The sequence below is a fragment of the Chryseolinea sp. T2 genome, assembly GCF_037203685.1.
Taxonomy (GTDB): Bacteria; Bacteroidota; Bacteroidia; order Cytophagales; family Cyclobacteriaceae; genus Chryseolinea.
Window position 1 is genome coordinate 64,555 of the sequence record NZ_JBBCAU010000011.1, and the last position, 20,116, is coordinate 84,670.

General features: G+C 47.3%; 16 protein-coding genes. 9 read left to right on the top strand and 7 right to left on the bottom strand.

The window, feature by feature from the left end:
• Positions 1-2: 2 nt before the first annotated feature.
• From WBG78_RS27960 to WBG78_RS27975, 4 genes are all read right to left on the bottom strand, one after another.
• A complete protein-coding gene (locus WBG78_RS27960) occupies positions 3-302 on the bottom strand; it encodes a DUF190 domain-containing protein (protein ID WP_337329831.1) in 300 nt (99 codons plus the stop codon).
• Positions 303-312: 10 nt separating this feature from the next.
• Entirely contained in the window at positions 313-1,275 is a 963-nt protein-coding gene (locus WBG78_RS27965) for an efflux RND transporter periplasmic adaptor subunit (protein ID WP_337329832.1), read from the bottom strand.
• A gap of 7 nt (positions 1,276-1,282) precedes the next feature.
• Positions 1,283-2,530 carry a TolC family protein gene (locus WBG78_RS27970; protein WP_337329833.1) on the bottom strand — a complete coding sequence of 416 codons (1,248 nt, stop codon included), beginning with the start codon at positions 2,528-2,530 and terminating at the stop codon, positions 1,283-1,285.
• 199 nt (positions 2,531-2,729) lie between these two features.
• Positions 2,730-4,124, bottom strand: a complete 1,395-nt coding sequence (locus WBG78_RS27975) for a sensor histidine kinase (RefSeq protein WP_337329834.1) — start codon at positions 4,122-4,124, stop codon at positions 2,730-2,732.
• Between the two features lie 147 nt (positions 4,125-4,271).
• Here WBG78_RS27975 and WBG78_RS27980 point away from each other — a divergent pair, with 147 nt between their 5' ends.
• The 4 genes from WBG78_RS27980 to WBG78_RS27995 all read left to right on the top strand — a co-directional run bounded on the left by WBG78_RS27980 (position 4,272) and on the right by WBG78_RS27995 (position 6,947).
• Positions 4,272-4,784, top strand: a complete 513-nt coding sequence (locus WBG78_RS27980) for a hypothetical protein (protein ID WP_337329835.1) — start codon at positions 4,272-4,274, stop codon at positions 4,782-4,784.
• A gap of 197 nt (positions 4,785-4,981) precedes the next feature.
• Entirely contained in the window at positions 4,982-5,620 is a 639-nt protein-coding gene (locus WBG78_RS27985) for a response regulator transcription factor (protein WP_337329836.1), read from the top strand.
• A 229-nt stretch (positions 5,621-5,849) separates the two neighbouring features.
• Complete coding sequence (locus WBG78_RS27990) at positions 5,850-6,446, top strand: RNA polymerase sigma factor (protein ID WP_337329837.1); 597 nt, start codon at positions 5,850-5,852, stop codon at positions 6,444-6,446.
• Between the two features lie 66 nt (positions 6,447-6,512).
• Positions 6,513-6,947: a hypothetical protein gene (locus tag WBG78_RS27995; RefSeq protein WP_337329838.1), complete on the top strand. Its 435-nt coding sequence runs from the start codon at positions 6,513-6,515 to the stop codon at positions 6,945-6,947.
• Between the two features lie 94 nt (positions 6,948-7,041).
• Here the strand turns inward: WBG78_RS27995 and WBG78_RS28000 are convergent, their stop codons facing one another.
• Positions 7,042-7,809 (bottom strand): NUDIX hydrolase, encoded by a 768-nt coding sequence (locus tag WBG78_RS28000; RefSeq protein ID WP_337329839.1) that lies wholly within the window; start codon positions 7,807-7,809, stop codon positions 7,042-7,044.
• Between the two features lie 115 nt (positions 7,810-7,924).
• On the opposite strand from WBG78_RS28000, the gene WBG78_RS28005 reads away from it, so the two are divergent.
• On the top strand, positions 7,925-8,893 hold the full coding sequence (locus tag WBG78_RS28005) for a sugar phosphate isomerase/epimerase family protein (protein ID WP_337329840.1): 969 nt from the start codon (positions 7,925-7,927) through the stop codon (positions 8,891-8,893).
• A 149-nt stretch (positions 8,894-9,042) separates the two neighbouring features.
• Here WBG78_RS28005 and WBG78_RS28010 read toward each other — a convergent pair whose 3' ends face one another.
• Both WBG78_RS28010 and WBG78_RS28015 read right to left on the bottom strand, forming a co-directional pair.
• On the bottom strand, positions 9,043-12,420 hold the full coding sequence (locus WBG78_RS28010) for a hypothetical protein (protein ID WP_337329841.1): 3,378 nt from the start codon (positions 12,418-12,420) through the stop codon (positions 9,043-9,045).
• 21 nt (positions 12,421-12,441) lie between these two features.
• A complete protein-coding gene (locus WBG78_RS28015; protein WP_337329842.1) occupies positions 12,442-13,167 on the bottom strand; it encodes a DNA alkylation repair protein in 726 nt (241 codons plus the stop codon).
• A 41-nt stretch (positions 13,168-13,208) separates the two neighbouring features.
• Between WBG78_RS28015 and WBG78_RS28020 the strand changes: the two genes are divergently transcribed.
• The 4 genes from WBG78_RS28020 to WBG78_RS28035 all read left to right on the top strand — a co-directional run bounded on the left by WBG78_RS28020 (position 13,209) and on the right by WBG78_RS28035 (position 20,091).
• The gene (locus WBG78_RS28020; protein ID WP_337329843.1) at positions 13,209-14,348 is read left to right on the top strand and encodes a hypothetical protein; all 1,140 of its coding nucleotides are present in this window, start codon (positions 13,209-13,211) and stop codon (positions 14,346-14,348) included.
• Between the two features lie 198 nt (positions 14,349-14,546).
• Positions 14,547-15,125, top strand: coding sequence for an RNA polymerase sigma-70 factor (locus tag WBG78_RS28025; RefSeq protein ID WP_337329844.1), 579 nt, complete (start codon positions 14,547-14,549; stop codon positions 15,123-15,125).
• 353 nt (positions 15,126-15,478) lie between these two features.
• A complete protein-coding gene (locus WBG78_RS28030) occupies positions 15,479-16,441 on the top strand; it encodes a FecR family protein (protein ID WP_337329845.1) in 963 nt (320 codons plus the stop codon).
• 125 nt (positions 16,442-16,566) lie between these two features.
• Complete coding sequence (locus tag WBG78_RS28035; protein ID WP_337329846.1) at positions 16,567-20,091, top strand: SusC/RagA family TonB-linked outer membrane protein; 3,525 nt, start codon at positions 16,567-16,569, stop codon at positions 20,089-20,091.
• Positions 20,092-20,116 lie beyond the last annotated feature (25 nt).

Sequence of the window (20,116 nt, forward strand, 5' to 3'; positions counted from 1 at the left end):
GATCAAGCGTTCTCGGCGTGTAGAAGAAAGATCGGTTTGTTGGGAAGAATTTTTCGAAGCTCGCCAACGACTTTCCGGACTTTTGTTTCTTCATCCATGAACAGAATCATGGCTGGAGTCTCGTCAAAAGAAAAGAGTTCTCTGGGATACTTTACCCGGTGATTTTTTCCAAAGCCTGCGTAGCCTCTGAATGAAGTCGCACCTGCAATGTTTTGCTGGGACAGAAACTTGATAACATAGTCGTGCAGCGATTGATCTCCCCGCATTTCGTCAAGGTCTATAAATAGCTGAGCCTGTAGCATAGCCGTTGTGTTAGTATCCAAACGAGATTCCCTTCAATTCCATAGCGCCTTTAGTGACAACGCGCTCACCTGGCGAGAGGCCGTGCAGAACTATCGCCTTGTCGTCGATCTGCTGGCCCAGCAATACTTCACGTCGTTCGAAGACAGTGTTACTCACCGCAGCGAATACAAAGTCCTTACCCTGTACGTTAACCACTGCAGACACGGGAACAGAGAGCGCATTCGTTGCCTTCATGTCGAAAGAGACTGTCGCAAACATTCCTACCTGGAACTTGTTTGATGGATTGGGCAATGAAACCCTGGCCTTTACAAGACGGGTAACGTTGTCTACTTCAGCACCAAGTCCGCTGACGCGGGCTGCGATAGTCTCATTAGGATACGCAGTAAACCGTACGTTGCATGATGTTCCCGCCTTCAGTTGTTGAATCTGACTTTCAGGTACCTCGCAAAGCAGCCATGCTTCCTCACGCGAAGGGCGTTTCAATGCATCTGGATCAAGTCCTGCTATGCGAAGTTTTGCTTCCTGTTCAGTAATCGCTGCTTCTTCGTTAGCCAGTTGTGTCTCGGCATCGAGGACCTCTTTTCCAGTAGCCGCACCGTGCTGTGAAAGATCCTGTACCCGATCAAGGTTCAGTTTGTTCGTTCGTATGTTAATTAAATGCTGTAAAAATGCAGAGTATGTTGATCCGAGATCGGGATTGTCAAAGAGCACTGTCCCTCTTCCGTCCCGTGTTGCAGGACGCGCAATGGTCACGGCCACAGAGGCAGGCGCTTCAAAACTCCCTGCAAGGTTTTCCGCCTTCACCGAATCAACATTAAAGAACGAGAGCGTTCGATGATCATTCGTAAAAGTTATTTTGGCGCCACCGTCGTCTACAACAGGAAGTGGCGTGGACGGACTTATCTGCACTTCTTTTTTCTTGCAGGCAAGCGCCAGCGAAGCGATCATGAGGATGACTACTTTATTATTCATGTGATCCTTATTCGGCTAATTGATTAATCATCCCTGTGGCGTAAAAAAGATTCACGTAGCTTCGTCTGAACGCCTCCATAGTTGCATAATAACGTTGTTGGGTATCCAGCCACGACCGCTGTGCTTCGAGATAGTCGATCACCGACGTTGCGCCCTTCAGATAAGAATACCGAACACTATTCAGAATGCGCCCGGCCTTATCAAGGTTCTGCTGGTATGCGCTTAGATTGGCCTTTTGAGTTGTATAAGTTCTATAGGCAGCTACTACTTCTGTTTCTGCCTGTCGTTCCGTAGCCAGCAGGTTTTGTTCCGCCCGCAGTTCAAGTACCTGGGCCTTTTCACGGTTACCCTGGTTACGATTAAAAATGGGTATCTCTACAGTTCCATAAAAACCAACATAGGGTGTTGTGTTTTGCGGATTGTAAACAGCACCCACTTCGGGCTGAGGATAGGCCAATGATTTTTGAAGATTGATATTCGTTCGGTTTACATCAATTGACTTTCGTGCCGATAAAATGTCTGAACGCCGCTCGGTTCCCGCTGCCAGAAGACTGTCAATAGGAAGTGCTACGGATTGAAATGTTGGATCCTCCAACTGTATGGAGAGGCTGTCCGATGTTCCGAGCAGATAACGCAGCGACTGAAGCTCATTGAGCAGCGCCTGTCGTGCTGTAACGATGTCCCTGTTGTACTGTTCGGCAAGTAATTGAGTACGGGCAAGGTCGGTGTCCGTAATTACTTTGTTCTTTAGTCTGTAGGTGTTAATCATGACGAGACTATCGATATTCTTTTTTCCTTCTAAAAGAATATTAAGATTAACCTGAGCCGCCCAAACATCAATCCAGGATGATGCGGCACTCAGATATACATTGCGCGCGGCCTCCTGATAGTCGAATTGTGATCGTTCTACATTCTGATCTGCCAGTGTTATTTTGTTTTGTCGTTGACCAGCTACCTGAAAAGGTTTCGTCACCTGATACCAGTATTGCGTGTTCCTTGCACTAAAGAAGCTGGTGTTTGGTGCCTGATCAACTTCGTTAGCCATGTGAAGCAATTGCAGATTGAGTACCGGATTGGGTTTGATCGCAGCAGTAGTACGATCGGCACGGGCTGATGAAATGTCCTGTTCAAGGACACGCAGATCAGGATTGTGCTGCCGGGCGCGTTGTAATGTTTCGCGCAAGTCGATTGCTTGTTGCGCCTTAAGCACAAACGGAATCGAGATTAATAACAGTATTGCCAGTGACCTTAACATGTCGTGCTGGTTTGTTTGATCAGGAGTCGCTGTTTAGATGCGCGGCGGCCTAATGGTCACACGTGTTACCTTCGAAATGTTAAATTAATTCAAATTTGCCTTCCGAACACCAGCTCAATCAATCATTGCCTGCAGCTTCCTGTTAAAATGAATGACTTCAATCATATGAGGATAACATTGAGCCTGTTCGTGCAACAATCTAATTCACAGGCAGGCGGACAGAAAACACACTGCCCTGGCCGCGCTTGCTTTCAACGCTTAACGTTCCACCGGCCACCTCTGTAAGGTCTTTTACAATCGCCAGTCCTAATCCGCTTGAGCCCTCGCCTCCTGTAGGTTTATTGCTTAGCCTAGCAAACTTTGTGAACAACGAGGGAATCTCTTCAGGTACAATTCCGGGACCGTGATCGAGAACGTCAAACGTAATATGCGAGTCAGCTACTGACGCTTTCAATGACACTTCCTGTCCGCGAGATGAAAACTTCAGGGCGTTTGACACCAGGTTTTCAAGGATACGAACAAGATTGGCCGGATCGGTCTGAATTACAACGTCGTCGCTGGATACATGCAGAGGAATACCTTTCTTTATTGCGTGTGCACTGAACTCCTGCTCGATTTGCCCCAGTAGTTTTTTGACTGCGACGGGTTCTTTCCTGAATAAGACTTCTTTACGATCGATCCGATTAATATCCAGGAGATTCGCGATCATGTTGAGCATCGCCTGACAGGCATCTTCTAAATAGTTGAGATAGTCAAGGTCATTTTCTGAGCGATCTTTTTTTTCCAGCTTCATCAGACGAACTAAACCTTGCATGCCGGCGAGGGGCGTCTTTAAGTCGTGAGAGGCGACGCCCAAAAAATGGTCTTTGGATGCGTTTGCTTCTGATAATTGCTGCGTCCTCATTTGCACTTTCTCCTCAAGGGTTTCATTTGCCAGTTCCAACCGGTCAACGAGATGGCTTATCTTACGTAACTCTTTGGATAGGCGCAGAAAGGCGAGTGTACACGTCAGTGCAATGAGACCAAAAGACGAGAACTGAACAATTTCTTCAATACGTGAGTTACGGTCCAGAGTCGCTTCACGTTCAGCAAGAGTAGCTTGCTCATTGTGTACAAACGTCGAAACCAAAAGCCTTACTGTATCCATGTGCGCTTTCCCGATCGGCATGGCTACCCAATGGGAGGCGCTGTCTCTGCCAAAAGCATTATGTATCCTCAAGCTGAGTATTGAAGCGTTCTTACGATTCTCAACAGCAGGGAGAATCCGTTTGTCCAGGAATCGCAGTTGCTGATCATTTGATGCCACGGCCATTCGGAGTTTTTCTGTCTCCTCGGGGATCCGTTCGATAGCTTCAAAGAATGGTTCCAGGAAAATACTGTCACTCGTTATGTTGTACCCGTGCGTTCCCGTCTCCATGTCTTTCACGAGCGAGAAAAGGCGCTCGCACGCATTGATGGCCTGGTAGGTGTCAATCACAAGCTCCTGCGTCTCGGCCTTTTCACGGGTGCTCAGGTACGCCACAAAAGAGCATACTATGGATAAACCGATGCTCACGATCAGCATAATAAACACCTTGTCTTTTCTTCGGCTCATGGGCTTTAAGCAAAAATCGCGGTTGCGGTGCAATCCTGGAAACGAATATGCGGCTTGACTTCGAAATGTTAAAAGCCAAGAGAAAAAAATGCTCGCGATCATGTGACCGCCGGTGTAATCTGCATCCAAAGTACGAAGGTTGGCCCGATGATGAAGTTGATTCTTATACCGGCGATGCTTCTTGGCTTTGTGGAGGGAGGTGCACAACATGTGAACCTCAGACTGAGAGCAGAGGAGAATGAAGTACCAAGGAAGGTCGTGGGAGCATTCAGGCAGGAATTCGGAAAAGAAACCGAAGCCACCTGGGCAATCATTTCGTCGTCGTCCCTTCAAGCGGAATTTGGAATTCGGGATAACACAAAGGGAGAGAAATCAACCTATTACGAAGTTTCCTTCTCCGCATCTGACGGAAACAAGGAGGTGGTGTACGATCACTTTGGTCACAATGTGGGTGTGAAAAAAGCAGTCGCCACCGCCTCTTTACCGTCGCCAGTAGCAAGAACGGTTCAGGACATGACAAAAAGTGCTGAAATCGTCTCCGCCGAAGAGGTTCTGGATGCTGCTTCGGCGCCTCCATATTATCTCATTGTAGTTCGCAGGGAAGGTGATTTACAATCGATTGTAGTTCGCGCTTCCGGCGAAATAGTAAAGACAAATTAGTTGTTTAGTTTGTAGGGTTAGGGGTAGTAAAGGTCACCTGGACGAGGTGACCTTTCTTTTTTTATATGGCGCTTTTGAAGTCTATGCTAAGGTCAGTCCGCCTTTCGTCCTCTTATCCATTTCAGGTTCTTATCGCTAACAGCCTTCAGGTAGATGCTGTGTGTTTTCCGTCTGATTCATAAATTTGCGGGATACGCATGGAGAAGATAAAAGTATTCGTTGCGGACGACCACAAAATTGTCAGGGTCGGCCTTCGCGGCATGTTAAATCTGCAGGCCGATATGACAGTTGTTGGTGAGGCCGAGGATGGACACGGTGTCCTGGAGGCCATCGATAAGCAGGTGATTGATGTCATCCTAATGGATATCGACATGGGAACGACCAATGGAATAGAAACCACCCGCCAGGTCAAAAGCAGGTGTCCCGATATCAGTGTTATCGGCATTACCATGCATGAAGAACAGCAGCAAATTGTTGCCATGTTGCAGGCAGGTGCATCCGGCTACCTCCTTAAGAATGTTGGACCTGAGCAATTGTCTGCCGCTGTGAGGGCCGTTGCTGATGGTAATAATTACTTCAGCCCTGAAGTCTCTGCCACATTGCTTCAGGTGTTTACAAAAGCACAGCGCCCGCAGCAGTTGAGTCAGACGCTTACGCAAAGGGAAACCGAAGTACTTCGGCTGATTGCTCACGAATTTTCAAATCAGGAGATCGCGGATAAGCTCTTTATAAGTGTGAGGACAGTCGATACCCATAGACGCAACATTCTGGAAAAGATCCAGGCTAAGAACACAGCCGGCATGGTGAAGTATGCGATCCAGCACCAGCTTATTTGAGTCAGATGTGGTGCACTGCGCCGCCTGATTTTTTGATAAGCGGTAATCTCGGGTAATTGATCATATTGTTTCGCAATCATCTGATAATCAGCATTTTTTGGTATGTTCTGCACACATCAGAGGTTCGCTCTACGAGAATTGCGTAGATGATAAAATACGCTTTTTCACCGTTTTAAACTTCTGGATGAGGGTCCAAATTTGCTATCACTAACGCTACCCGAACCAAAAGATGAAGCAGATTGAAAACACTACGGATGCAGAACTTATTGCCCGTATCGTAGAGCATGATAAAGCAGCACTTGGTGAGCTGTATACCCGCTACTTTGGCAAGGTCTATCAAAAATGCATGACCATGATGAAGGATGAGGATGTTGCCTTCGACCTCGCCGAGGAGTCTCTTATGAAAGCCTTTGAAAGTCTTAAAGGTTTTCGCGGCCAGTCGTCTTTCTCGACCTGGCTCTATTCGATCACGCACCGGCATTGTCTGGAAGCAATCCGAAAACAGAAGAAGAAAGTCGTGGATTCGACAGAACAGCTTTCAGAATCGGATCAGCCCGCTTCAGACCTTGGCGAATCGTCTGAAAATGAAGAACAGCACTCGATCATGTTAGCCTTAGTTGACGCCTTGCCAAAGCCTGAGCGCGAATTACTGGTGGCCAAATACACACATGGGGAGACCATAGAACAATTACAGGAATCTTATGCAGCATCTCCAAGTGCAATAAAGATGCGGTTGATGAGGACTAAGGAAAAACTCAACCACCTTTATGCGCTGGCATCTGTTGTTGGTCTCCAGGCCGTGTTGTCGCAGCTGGAACAATTATGACAGGCATGATAGTTGAAGGCGTTTAAGAAGCACCCATGACGAGTGTCTCACTAAACGCAAACGATCATGAAGAAGACGAAGAAACCAGCAGCTAAAGGGGAGCAATCTTTTCCCGGCTATCCAAAGTATCCTGCAACAGAAGACATTGTGTACAGAGCGAAGCGCGTTGAGATGGATCTTGACGGCGACGAGAATGCGCAGGATGTAGATGAGCGCAAGCGTCCGGCACGTCCCTCTGCGGCATCTAAGGGTGGGAGCGAATCTCCGTCCGACGTGACGCGGGATGATCTTCAGGCCCTGAATTCCGAGGAGAGAAGTTTCGAAGGCGATGATGAGGTTTTGAAAGGTCGGGTTTATCCCGTCGATTTCTCCGGAGAAGATCTCGACGTGCCCGGCGCACAGCAAGACCCCGACGAAGAAACGGGCAACGAGGACGAAGAAAACAAATTATATAGCCTCGGCGGCGAAAACCACGAAGACCTCGAAGAGGATCGCACGTAGAGACGCAATGCATTGCGTCTCTACGACATTGCGTCTCCACACATTTGTTACCGCGGCGTCCGCGTATATCCGTGGCGTTGCATTTCTATTGGCATCACGAGAATCTCATTCCCGATTTTAAAGATCGCACGTATTCCTGCTTGTTAAAGGAGTACAGGTGAGGGGCCTTGTGCGCCTTTCCCGTAGGACGCTCACCCGTCTTTCGAAGAATGCCAGTGCCCAGCATTTTCTTTCTGAAGTTTCCACGATCGAGAGGATAGCCCAACAGCGTCTCATAAAGCTTTTGCAGCTCACTCATTGTAAACTTGTGGGGAAGCAAATTCAAACCAACCGGTTGAAAGTTTAGTTGCAGCCTTAGTGTCTTCACCGCCATCTCGATCATTTCCTTATGGTCAAAAAGCAGGTGAGGCAGTTCATCAATATTGCACCATTCACAAACTTCGGTGAAAGTGTCAGCCTGAGGGTTGCGTACCCGCGAGTACTCCACAAGGGCGTAATAACCAACGCACACTACCCGCTGACGAAGCCAGTGTTCAGGTCCGATCTCAACGCCTATGCTGTGTCCAAATTCCTGCATGTCCATGCCAGGAATTTTAGTTCGGTCAATACCTGTAAAGGTGTGGTATTGCTGAAGGAAGATCTTTTCCAGGCCCGTGCGTTCGCGCAGGAGCCTGCCCGCAGCTTCATCAGCTTCTTCTGTCCTTTTCATATAACCTCCCGGCAGGCTCCAGCCCTTGAGGTTTTTCCACTTCAGCAGTAATATCTTAAGCGTGTTGTCGTGAAATCCGAAAATGGCGCAATCAACAGCCACGCTGGGCATATACGTCAGGTGACCATCGCGCACAAATTCTTCGATGTTCATGTAAAGAGGAGTGGTTTAATGCAAGTTGATAAAAAATTTCAAAATTGATGTTTATTGAGTAAATAGTACTCATTAAAAGATACTGTTCCCATCATTTATAAACATCAACCGGACCATGAAACGAAGAGACTTTTTACAACGGACTTCCGTTGCAGCCCTGGCGGCCGCATTGCCCATAACCGTATTTGGATCTGAAAAGAAGTATCCACTGTCGCTCGCACAGTTCTCCCTTGCTTCCGAATTTTTCGCGGGGAAGCACGATACTTTGACATTTCCCGAGCGCGCGCGAAAGGAATTCGGAATCTCAATTGTGGAGTATGTTTCCATGTTCTTCAAAGACAAGGCGACCGACAAAACATTTCTCTCAGAGCTGAAGAAACGCGCGGCCGATAATGGCGTCAAGAACAACCTCATCATGGTAGATGATGAGAACATTGCAGACGTTGATAAAGGCAAGCGTGATCACGCTGTCGAGAGTCACTACAAGTGGGTCGACGCAGCCAAATATCTGGATTGCAATTCAATCCGGGTGAACCTTGGTGCGATGGGACAGGAGGGAACAGCCGACGAAGTTTCAAAAGCTGCCATTGAAGGCTATTCGAAATTGCTTGAATATGCCGACAAAGTTCAGCTCAATGTAATCGTGGAGAATCACGTTGGCCATTCTTGCAATGGCAAGTGGCTCGCAAATGTGATGAAGACCGTGAACCACAAACGAGCCGGTGTACTGCCGGACTTCGGAAACTTCTGTGTCAAAAGAACGATGCCCAAGACGATGGACATCGCTGGATATATGGGAACAGTTTGTCTGGAAGAATATGACAAATACCTGGGCGTTGAAGAGCTGATGCCATATGCAAAAGGGGTGAGCGCCAAATCGCACAAGTTTGATGCAGCGGGAAATGAAACGGAGGTGGACTTCGCCCGCATGTTCCAGATCATTCGAAAGTCGGGGTTCGATGGAATTGTAGGCATTGAGTACGAAGGCGGCTTAATGCAGATGGCAGGCCAGCCCGGTTATCTCGACAATGCCGCAGGCATCCGTGCGACCCGGGCCTTGCTGGAGAAGGTTGGCGCTGTATAATAGCCGCTCTGTTGGGTACATATCGGATGCATATTGGATATATATTGGATATATATTGGATATATATTGGATTTAATTGGATTTGTATTGGATAAAAAGGGTGCCGCTTCTCTGTGGCGCAAGTTGCGAAACCTAAAGTTCGATAAGTACTATCTCTGCTTTTTGCCTCTCCTTATCGCGCCGGTTGCTCCCTGAATGGCGGACGTAACCCAGTAGTGAAACACGGACTTGTGTTTCACACGGGGATGGTTAACCGCGGACTGAGCGTTTTCTTTGCTGTGCTTAAGGATGATGCCATCGGCCAGTAAAGAGAGCACCTCCGTTCCCAGGCTTTTGCGTTCTGGTTCGTCGTGTTTAAACAATTCAAGATGAAGGCCGTCATAACTTATGGTCGCATTTCCGGTAGCTGCCTCGTCGTCGGCATGTATCGAAAGTTTATATTCCTTGAGGTAACCGGACTTTATTCGTAGCGATTGAAGAGGCATCACGATCTCGTTGAATTTCGTCAGATCCATATCACGAACCTGGATGTCCAGTTGAAACTTGTCTTTAGCCAGTGTTTTATAGTTTAGTTGTACTGCTCCGGACTGATACAACTTTGTACTGGCATGCAGCATTATGAAAGATGACAGGCTGTCGAAGCGTGCACTGGCAGCAAGCTTGTCCATTATTATGTAGCCTTCTTCACCGGTCTTGTCGGAGATCTGCCTATACCGGATTCTGCCATCCCGAATGGTGACTGTGGAGACACGGACATTCTCGGGAAGCGGAATAAGTCCATCCAATGTGACGGGCTTCCGATTGGGAGGAGGATCGGGTAGTAGCTTGTTTCGGCGCAGGTCAAAGTCAGCATAGCCAACGTCTACTTCCAGATTGTCTACAGTTCGCTTTCGCAGATATTGTTCAATGAAAAATTCACGGATAGCAACCTGCCCGAAGCGGGTAGCTATTTGAGTCTCTTCTACCTCAAGGGAAGAATACCATTTACGGTTTGGAATAAGCAATACGCTGTCGAAGGCTACGCGGCCAGGTTCCAGCACTACATTACGCATCGTTAAATTGGACTTTTTCAATGCAGTACTCACATAAGAAGCTCTGACAATCTGCTTTTGGCGGTCGGCATGTACAAGTCCGAATTCCACCTTGTGGTTATTCGCAAGGGTGATCTCGCCCGGATGCAGATATAAATGATGCGCGGGAAGTGCGTCGAGCAGACGTGCCTTTGATTCACTTTTCTCCGTCGTTGCCGGAGAGCTCAATGTTGCCACGGGTTTGTAAATATCAATCCGATCGGCCTGAGGATCATCTTTTGTTAGTCGCGCTGATGCAATAGAAATGCTGTCTGCGTTCAACGTACGTGACCCGGAAGACAGATGGACCGCATCAAGCAGCATACGTTCGATCGTCCAGTGCTGCTGATATGCCGGACGACGAACGATCGCCGTACGTGCATCAAGATGATATTTTGGTCCCGACAATTTTATGCTTGTTCCACTTAGCCGGCGAGGATAGTCGACTTCCAGTTGCCCGATGTGCGCGTCGGTATTTTGTGATTTTATTATTACATCCGTTAACTCACCGGAAACATGTCGCGGCCATGACACTGACTCTGCAAATTGCAGTTGATCTGTCCGTAGGTTCCTGGCATTGAACGAAAGTTTGGTGGATTCCAGTGACAGTTTTACCTGCACGGATCCGATATCCAACCGACCCAATGAGAAGGCCTCATGTTTTTGACCACGAGTATTATTTTTAACGGGCAAACGTCCTTCAAGAAGTAATCGATCCGCAGAGATGTATTTCAGCGATCGTATTTTTTGCGTGCTGCCTGATATCTCAGTTTCAAAATTTTCGATGGCAACGGTAAGGCTATCTTTCATGCCTTTGACCTTCCTTGCATTCAGGCGCTCGCCATTAAAAGTGAGATCATTGAGAGTAGCTTGCAGTCCGATTTCTTTAGCGCGCAACTGAGCCTCATCCGCCGACACGCTTTTGAGTTGATACCGGATCAAACCTTCGTCGTTTGTGCGAAAGTGTGTGCCTCTGAATGACAAACCTTTCACTTCAATAGACGTTTTCTTTGAACGGTATGACAGATCGATATCTTTAAGTGACAAGTTATGAACCAGGAGTTCCGGAGCGCGGAGCGCGCTGTCACTGCTTACCGCGCTTTTGGCAAAGTGATGTAAATCGATATTTCCGCCCTCGGCATGTATGGTTGATGCTATGAAACGTTGCTGGAAGATCAGTGCGATGAGGTTGAAGTATCCTATCCGGAGGGTCGATAATGTTGCAATAGGGGAAGGCTCAACAGCGTTCTTGATTGCAATGTTCTTCAACGTCAGATCCCGGTGGCGATCAAATAGAACTTCATCCAGTTCAACTGTCCAGTTGCCAGGCAACGACAATGCAGATCCGTTCAGATTGACCTGCATTTCGCCAATTACAAAATTGCTGCTGTCTTTTGTCACCGCGAAAGTATGCAGGCGAAAATCTACCTGCGGCAGATTGATTGTTACGGTGTCTTCGGCCTGTCGGAGTTCAAGATGAACACGTGCCTTTGAGATCAATGCGCTATCGAGACGGCATTCACCGATGGTCTGTTTAACCATACGGGTCACGATATCACGGTTGATCTCCCGTGACTTGCGCCCCTTCCGCCATTGAAATTTCGCTGTGATAATGGGCTCGACAATTTCGGCCCGCTTTAGATCATAGCGCAGTTCGTTGTACAAAGCCGGATAATCCAGATTACTTAGCTTTAATGCCTTTCCGGTTATTTCGATAATAGAACCTGAAGCTGAATCTGCTGCTGATACGCTAAAGTCTGTGAAAACAAGATGATGTTTCAGGTAATTGTATTCAACCCCCGAAAAATTGAGGTTGGCTTTCCCCAAATCAAGATTTTGTTTTTCAATGTTTATTCTCAGTTGACTGGTATTGCTCAAATCGCGCATGCGCCAGTCTTTAATATTCAAATCTACATACCGAACTCTGAATATCTCTTCGTCGTCCTGTATGAACTGCAGTGTGGCGCGCGACACATTAAGCGATTGAATGTTGAAGCCCGCCAATATGGATTCAATAACAGGATACAAATCGATAATCTGTTTGGTGATCATTGACCGTTCCACGCGGCGATGCCCGGTGACGATCGTGATATGTGGTTCTTTCGCGACGAGTAAGCTGATATCCAGCTGTTTTGAAAAGAGCGATCGGAGGGATCCGAATTGAAGATCAAATTCTGGCACCTGAACAAACTTCACGCCGCTCGTGGTGTCGCTCTTAACGCGTGTAATTTTGACGTCGTGAAATGAAAAGCTCAGCGAACGTAAACGGATTTCCGTCTTTCCGATTGAAAGCGCATAGTGATTGTCAGTTTCAGTTCGAACGAGCTCCTGCAAGGCCTGACGCATTCCGTACAGCCTTCCATAAACAAGCAACAGAGACAGCAGCACAGCAGGGATGACCACAAAGGCCGTGATCCTGACCAACTTTTGATAGTTGAAACTTCTGCGCTCGTTCATAGCATTCGTGCAACGATAGGTCTAGCCGCTCTTTCTCTTTCCTTTTACTCCCGTCGACAATTTAGCCCGGGTCTCTCTAACTGCTATCGCAGGCAGTGATGATTCATTTTCGGTTACAAAGGCCATTACTTCCCTGCGATAAAGACTGATCATGCTGCGCAACAACCAGGATATAGCCTTAGTAATCAGCACATCCCGCTCACCTGACAACACAGCTATGTTTTGAAATGCCATTTGCGATAGCTCTGAGTCCTGTGTATAGCGCACAGGTGCGCATAGAAACACTAACGAAGCACGCCTCTTACCTATATTTTTACTGCTGGCGAATTTTTTGAGTATGGGTTCCCAGTTCTGCCATTGAGCCGGTATCTCCGTTCTCGCATACTTTCCGGTGCAAAGGGTATCAATCTCAGCCCAACCTTCCAGATGGTTTAACCACTTATCGAAGAGTTTTGGATTGAATTTTCGCTGATCCAACCGGGAGTAGTCAAGGAGAAATCCCGCCATCATTTTTTCAGTGCCTGATTCACCCTGGATAAGACTGGTGAGTATTTTCGAGAACTCAACGGCGGAGAGATGTTTATGCGCCCGCATGAATTCCCTGGCAATACCTCGCATCGCTGGATTATCGATCGGATACCGGGGATGTTTGTTTCCAAGGTAACTATCAAGAAACGTGTGCTTTGTAGGTTTGCCAGACCGTTTTTGAATCTGGTCAAGAATGAAACGGTGGAGGTCTTCTTTCAAATGGGTGAATTTTCTTTAATTTAGAAAGTTAAGAATTCACAATGCAAAGACGAAAAGAATTACAACTGCATGTATTGGTTGGATGCGCCGATGCGCGTGACCTGAGCCAGGTTCAACTGGATGCGATATCAGCAACAAGAGAAGACTATCGTAACAACGGTATTGAAGTCGATGTGCACGTTATCCGCGCTGCCGGTTCGTTCATTACCCCGGACGTTGTTATGGATATCAAGCGCACATTGGAAGAGGCTCAGCGTCTCAACAACGAGAACCTTCCTATGCGTTTCTTCGTGCACATTCAAACACACGGACACCTTACAGAAGATTCACAGGAAAACTATATCTGTCATGTTCATGATCTTCACATCGTGCCTGATTCCCCGCTTAATTGCGGTATGCTGGCAGCAACACACGTTGCCATCGAGATTGAACAAATGATCGTGGATGAGCAGCCCGAGATAGAGATCAGAGGCAAGAAAGTGAAGATCACAAACGATACTCAAATAAAACAAATGCTTCGCGAGATCTATGCTTATGACGGGTACCTGGCCGGAGACTGGATCACGAGCATCGATGCATTGCGAACACACCCACGACATCAGCGAACTGTGCTTGAGAAAGCAATCAGTATTGATCCGGAACTCAAAGTCCTTAATATTCTGATTACTTGCGGCATACAGGACTACGCTATACACTCGCTGATTCGCGTTGACGATGGCGAGCCTGCAGTTCCTTTCTGGGATACAGTTCAGCAGGAAATTCGAAAACAATCACAGAACGACCGCACTGCCAAAGAACTACTGATCAATCAAAGTAAGAAGCAGCGACCTTACGCAGGTTTACTCTCTATGAGTGATCCGAAGCAATCATCGCGCTCGCAAGCTGCCAGATACTACATGAAACTTAGAGGCATAGCATACGATGACTATCTTCCAAATACCATCTTTAATATGACGGGCACTTCGTTCGATATTCCATCGACGCCTTTTGGTCCATACGTTATCGCCGGCTTTTACTTCAGCGTTAAGCATCTTTCGCTTACCGACCAGATTGTGATGGGATATGACAAGCACCAAACCTCGCGTATGCTTCAAAAGGTAGAGAACGACCCGATAATGAATATGATCGTCAAAAAATTCAACGTTAATCTTATCCCCCTAAATCTGGTAGACATGGTTTAGAATCATCGCTATCGACCAGCCTTAACGAATGGGTAACAATTAGCTAACCAATGAATTGAATCAAAGTATTAATGTTGGCTAGTGTGAATTGTCGACTTACGCAATCAAGGGCCTTAAGTTTTTTGAGAACTCGCGTGCATCTATCGAAATTTTTTTTGCTAACTTGGAATCGTTTGCAGCGACTAAAGTACTAACCCTTTGACCCGCGACGCGAATTCTGCATTATCTGATGAGGCATTGCTATTGATGCTTCGAAGCGGCCATACGTCGGCACTTCATGAGATTTTTAATCGTTACCACGGACGGCTATATAAAACCGTCATGGGTGTACTGATGGATGGCGAACTGGCCAAAGACATCGTACAGGAAATCTTTATTGATCTCTGGAACCGGCGTGAATCCGCCGATATTCAATTGCTGCAGCCATACCTGATTTCGGCAGTGCGATTAAAAGCACTTTCGGGATTGCGTAAAGGCAAGGTGAAGGCCCAACATCTTGCGATGATGGAACGAATTCAGTTTGTGAACCAGACTGAGGATGCCATTAACGTCCAGGAACTGAACCATTCGTTGCGGCTGGTCTTGTCGCAACTCTCGCCACGCTGCAAGGAAGTATTTGAACTCAGTCGTTTCGAAAACCTCACGCACAAGCAGATCGCGGGCCGTCTGGGCATCACGCCTAAGACGGTAGAAGTGCAGATTCACAAGGCATTAACGTTGCTGCGAAAGAAGCTTGACAAGGCGATAATTATCAGCATCATAGCACTTTTCGGCTAGCTTCAGCTCAAACTCCAGGGTTGCGACTGTACATTGGCGGCCAGCGATCCCCGGAGGGAATTTGTTGTCTGTTGCACGAATTGCATTAGATCCCCGGAGGGGATCCTCTGTTTGTAGCACGTTTTTGGCATGTCTTGCTGGCCCTGAAAAACCCTTCCGCGGATTGTTAACGTCCGTTGGATGAAGGTTTGAAAGGTGCGATTTTGCAATGCTATTCATAATTCCCTCGCGTTGGGGATTCTCGCTAATTAAAATGGCTTTGCAGCTTGTTTAATCAGGTTAATTATTTAAATAGTCAGGGCTGCGGCCAGGTTTAGACCCGGGTACGGCAGACTACAAAAGGAAAGATATAAATGACTGACGAAGAATTTGTCCAACTTATTGAGCGGTATACATCCGGACAGGCAACGGAAGGAGAAAAGCGATTGGTGGACGCATTCTTCGAAGGCAACGAAAGGAAACAACCAGAGCCTGAGGCAGTGGTAACTGAGGCAATGTGGCAACATATCGCTGCAGCTGTTGAGAGTGAGCCGATGCCGCGCGCGAGGTCGAATTCCCGGCGCAGTTTAATGGCAATCGCGTGTTGCCTTCTCGTTGTAGCCATATTGGGCTATTTCGGCTATCAGCGGTATACGACGGAATCAAGGGAATTGATCACAAAGACAGCTTTGCCGGGAGAAAAGTCGATTGTCACCCTGGCCGACGGTTCGAAGGTATATTTGAATTCAGGAAGTTCTATTTCTTTTCCCAGGGTCTTTGATCAATCGACACGGGAGATCACCCTTGAAGGCGAGGCTTTTTTTGAAGTTGTGCGAAATCCAAAGCAGCCATTTATTGTAACTACAGGCGATATTGTTACCCGCGTTTTAGGTACTTCTTTTAACATCGAGGCCTTCAGTCATAACGACATCAAAGTGAGTGTCGCAACGGGAAGGGTACAGGTTAGTCAGGGCGGCAAAGACTCGCCGGAGGGTTCGTCTCAAACTGTTTTTCTGGATCCCTCACAGCAGGTAACCTATCAAAATCATCACTTCACCTTAAGTTATGTCGACATCGAAAAAGCAATGGCCTGGAAAAGCAACACGCTCCAATTTGACGAAACTCCTTTGTCATCTGTAGGCGTAGTATTATCACGTTGGTACGGTGTTACTATTGCATTCGATAATGCCGATATCGTCAACTGCCGGATAAATGGTCAGTTCAAGGGCCAGCAGTTGGAAGAAGTGTTGCGAAGCATTCGTTACATGTACAACATTGAATACGAGATAACCACTCCAAACAAAGTTAAACTCTTCGGAAAAGGATGTAAGAATTGAATAGCCTCATTGTCGTGTCTCTTATGACACGCTGCCGGGGAATTCCTTTGAAGATAGTTTGAGATATTGTCTGATTTCAACCATTAATAAACTATGGAAATTATACCACTAGACTGCTAAAGTTTATGTCGCGGCAACGTTTGATCATCATCCTCCTGCAAGTGATGTCAATGCAGTTGTTGATAACCGAAAAAGTAGTTGGGCAGAGCCTCATGTCGACGAAAGTCTCTGCCAAAATTAAAGAGAAAAGAATTGAAGAGATCTTCAAGATAATTGAGGACAAAACAGACTTCGTATTCGTGTTCCCATCGGAAGTAAAAGACGAAGACGATACCTATTCCTTCAATTTCGCCGACGAGAATATGGAAAATGTTCTGCGTCGGCTGCGTCAGGCCGCGCATCTCAAATTCCAGGTTATTGACTATACCATTACCGCTGCACCCGACGCCTCGCTTGCTGTGGCGGCGCAATCTCCTACGAAGGAAGTTAGGGCAACCATTACGGTGTCAGGTACCATAACTGATGGCATCGACAATGCTAAACTTCCTGGGGTAAGCATCCTGGTAAAAGGTTCATCTTACGGAACCTCCTGCGATGGGTACGGTAACTATACGATTGAAGTACCGGATCAGAATTCAATTCTGACGTTTTCATTTATAGGTTATCAAAGTCGTGATATTACTGTAGGCACCCAAACCGTAATCGACGTAGCCCTGAAGCCGGATGTTACCTCGCTCCAGGAGATCATCGTTGTCGGCTATGGAACGCAAAAGAAGAATGATCTTACTGGTTCCGTCGGAACTGTAAAGTCTGAAGATATTCGTGAGCGTCAACTGCCCACCGTTTCTCAGGCACTGGCCGGAAGGGTACCAGGCGTGAACGTTAGTATTAATTCAGGACGGCCTGGAGGGCAATCGAACGTCCGTATCAGAGGCTTCAGCTCCATTAGTACCTCCAATAATCCATTGTATGTGGTAGACGGTGTAATCATGCCCGTAGGGTCACAGACAGATGGATCCTATTTGCTTAACAACGCTATCGACAACATTAACCCGGCTGACATTGCTTCAATTGAAATTTTGAAGGACGCGTCAGCTGCCGCAATTTATGGAGCCCGTGGTGCGAACGGAGTAATACTGATTACCACCAAGCGCGGTAGCACTACGGGCACTAAAGTATCTTACGATATGCAGTTCAGCGTTCCAACCATCGGACCGAACCGGGTTGAGATGCTGAACTCCCAGCAATTCCTGGACACCGAACAATTGGGTTGGGATAACATTAAATATTATGACGCCGCAGGCTGGAATCCAACCGGTGGGCCGAACGGAACTGGCTCTCACTCTTCTGGACGCCAGGACCCGCAAGATGCCCGCAAAGCGCTCACGAATATTGGTGTCTATTCGTTGTTCGATGCGGACGGCAAGCCATTGTACGATACAGATTGGTTAAAAGAATCAACACAAAATAAATTATCTCAGAATCACCAGCTTGCATTAACCGGCGGTAACGCCGACAACAGTTATGGCGTTTTTCTTGGCTTTCGCGGTGACAATGGTCTCTTGCTGAATTCTTACCTCAAGCGTTATTCCGGTCGCTTTGTAATGGACTCACAAGTCAAGTCATGGCTTAAGATGGGTGGCTCACTTGCATACAATTATCAGGAGGAGAACATTGTCGACTATGGTACAGGTGGACTTAATTCAGTTCGCATGATCACTGAAGCTCTGCCCATTCTGCCCGTGCGCTATCCCAACGGAGTATTCTCACACAATAAGAATTATTCCGCTTCAATAGAAGGTGGCCGGAATCCTGTCGATCAGATGCTGAACAACAGTTACGTTCTAATTAGCCGCACAACGCTGGGTAATATGTATGCCAACATCAGGCTGGCAGAGGGGCTCGAATTACGTTCAACGGTTGGCCTGAATATCCTTGAGCGGGAGCGTCAGCGTTATGACAGCCGGCCTGCTCCTCAAACACCAACTTACGTAACCTCCCCAAATGAAAGAGGTACAGCCCGCTTGCGCAGCGAGAGAGAAACTTTCTGGTCGTTTGAAAACTATCTGACGTACAACAAGCGATTTGGCAGCCTGCACTCTTTGACTGCAATGCTTGGTCAATCGGCCCAGGAGACTAACATCTTCTGGTTTCAACAGTCGTCCAGAAATTTTATTTCCGATTTCTTTGAGGTCAACAATATGGGGGCTGCACAGGATTTTGCTGTGGACTCTCCTCCAATAGGTTCAGGAAGGGTAAGGTATGCTTTCAGTTCATACTTCAGTCGCGTGAACTACGGGTTGATGGATAAATATTTGCTGACGGTAACTGGTCGTTTTGATGGATCATCGAAATTCGGCGACGCGAATAAATATGCATTCTTCCCTTCTGCGGCCGTTGCCTGGAGGATTTCGGAGGAACCATTCCTAAAAGGCAATCGGCTAATCTCCAACCTGAAACTTCGTACCAGCTACGGCCTCACGGGCAACTCGGAAATCGCTGCATATTCCGCCCTTCCCACGTTGCGTATAGTCACTGCGGTATTCGGCAACACCAGGCAAACTGGTGTGGCCACAAATCGCCTGGGTAACCCTGACCTGAAATGGGAACGAACAGCTCAGTCTGATATAGGCCTTGAAGTAGGATTGTTTGACAACCAAATCGCTATAGAGGCTGACGTCTATTATAGAAAGACCACGGATATGCTACTGGCGGCTCCACTGCCTGTCACTTCGGGTTACGGTACCATTACGCGCAACGTAGGGTCTATGGAAAACAAGGGCATCGAATTAGCGATAACGACGCAAAATGTCGAAACCGTTGACTTCAGCTGGCGCACCACGTTCAACATGGCAATGAACCGTAACAAGGTGTTGAAGCTCGCCAATCCCGCGCCGATTTTTGGTGTGGGTAACCCGAACTTCACCAACCAGACAGGTGTGATCATGGAAGGTCAGCCCGTTGGCGCTTTCTGGGGATTGGTGCGACAAGGAACCTGGGGTTCAGACGAAGCCGCCGAAGCTGCAAAGTTTGGAACTAACACTTATCGGGGCACTGGTAAGCCTTTGCTCCCAGGTGATGTTAAATACCTGGATGTCGATGGCAACTATGCTATCAATGATAACGATCGCATGATCATAGGTAATGGTAATCCGAAATCGTATGGTTCATTCATCAACAACTGGCAGTACAAAGCTTTCAACATTGTACTGGATATCAGTTACTCTTATGGAAATGATGTGCTGAATATGACAATGCACTCCGCGGAAGACCGTACAGGCCTTGCCAACAGCTATGCGAGTGTATTGAATGCGTGGACAGAGGCTAACGAGGATACTGACATTGCAGCAATCCGTGACTCAAAAGCGGGTTATGTTTCTAACGTCGATACTCATTGGATCGAAGACGGGTCATTCATACGCGGCAGAAATCTCCTCGTAGGCTATACGCTGCCCACACAGTTAATCGAACGAATACATCTGAATCGTGCTCAGGTGTATGTGTCATTACAGAATTTCTTCCTCGAAACGAAGTTCAGCGGAAACGATCCGGAAGTGTCGACCTACACTAATCCCTTTGCTCAGGGGCAGACCTTCTTTGATTATCCAAAACCAACTACCTACATGCTTGGTTTGAGCATAGGACTGTAATTGAAATGAATAGTGCTAATGGTTA

Bases quoted from the DNA above. Each gene is read 5' to 3' on its own strand.
- WBG78_RS28000 (WP_337329839.1), bottom strand. From the start codon at position 7,809: ATGAACATCGAAGAATTTGTGCGCGATGGTCACCTGACGTATATGCCC.
- WBG78_RS27985 (WP_337329836.1), top strand. From the start codon at position 4,982: ATGGAGAAGATAAAAGTATTCGTTGCGGACGACCACAAAATTGTCAGG.
- WBG78_RS27970 (WP_337329833.1), bottom strand. From the start codon at position 2,530: ATGTTAAGGTCACTGGCAATACTGTTATTAATCTCGATTCCGTTTGTG.
- WBG78_RS28030 (WP_337329845.1), top strand. From the start codon at position 15,479: ATGACTGACGAAGAATTTGTCCAACTTATTGAGCGGTATACATCCGGA.
- WBG78_RS27960 (WP_337329831.1), bottom strand. From the start codon at position 302: ATGCTACAGGCTCAGCTATTTATAGACCTTGACGAAATGCGGGGAGAT.
- WBG78_RS28035 (WP_337329846.1), top strand. From the start codon at position 16,567: ATGTCGCGGCAACGTTTGATCATCATCCTCCTGCAAGTGATGTCAATG.
- WBG78_RS27980 (WP_337329835.1), top strand. From the start codon at position 4,272: ATGATGAAGTTGATTCTTATACCGGCGATGCTTCTTGGCTTTGTGGAG.
- WBG78_RS28005 (WP_337329840.1), top strand. From the start codon at position 7,925: ATGAAACGAAGAGACTTTTTACAACGGACTTCCGTTGCAGCCCTGGCG.
- WBG78_RS27990 (WP_337329837.1), top strand. From the start codon at position 5,850: ATGAAGCAGATTGAAAACACTACGGATGCAGAACTTATTGCCCGTATC.
- WBG78_RS27975 (WP_337329834.1), bottom strand. From the start codon at position 4,124: ATGAGCCGAAGAAAAGACAAGGTGTTTATTATGCTGATCGTGAGCATC.
- WBG78_RS28020 (WP_337329843.1), top strand. From the start codon at position 13,209: ATGCAAAGACGAAAAGAATTACAACTGCATGTATTGGTTGGATGCGCC.
- WBG78_RS27995 (WP_337329838.1), top strand. From the start codon at position 6,513: ATGAAGAAGACGAAGAAACCAGCAGCTAAAGGGGAGCAATCTTTTCCC.
- WBG78_RS28010 (WP_337329841.1), bottom strand. From the start codon at position 12,420: ATGAACGAGCGCAGAAGTTTCAACTATCAAAAGTTGGTCAGGATCACG.
- WBG78_RS27965 (WP_337329832.1), bottom strand. From the start codon at position 1,275: ATGAATAATAAAGTAGTCATCCTCATGATCGCTTCGCTGGCGCTTGCC.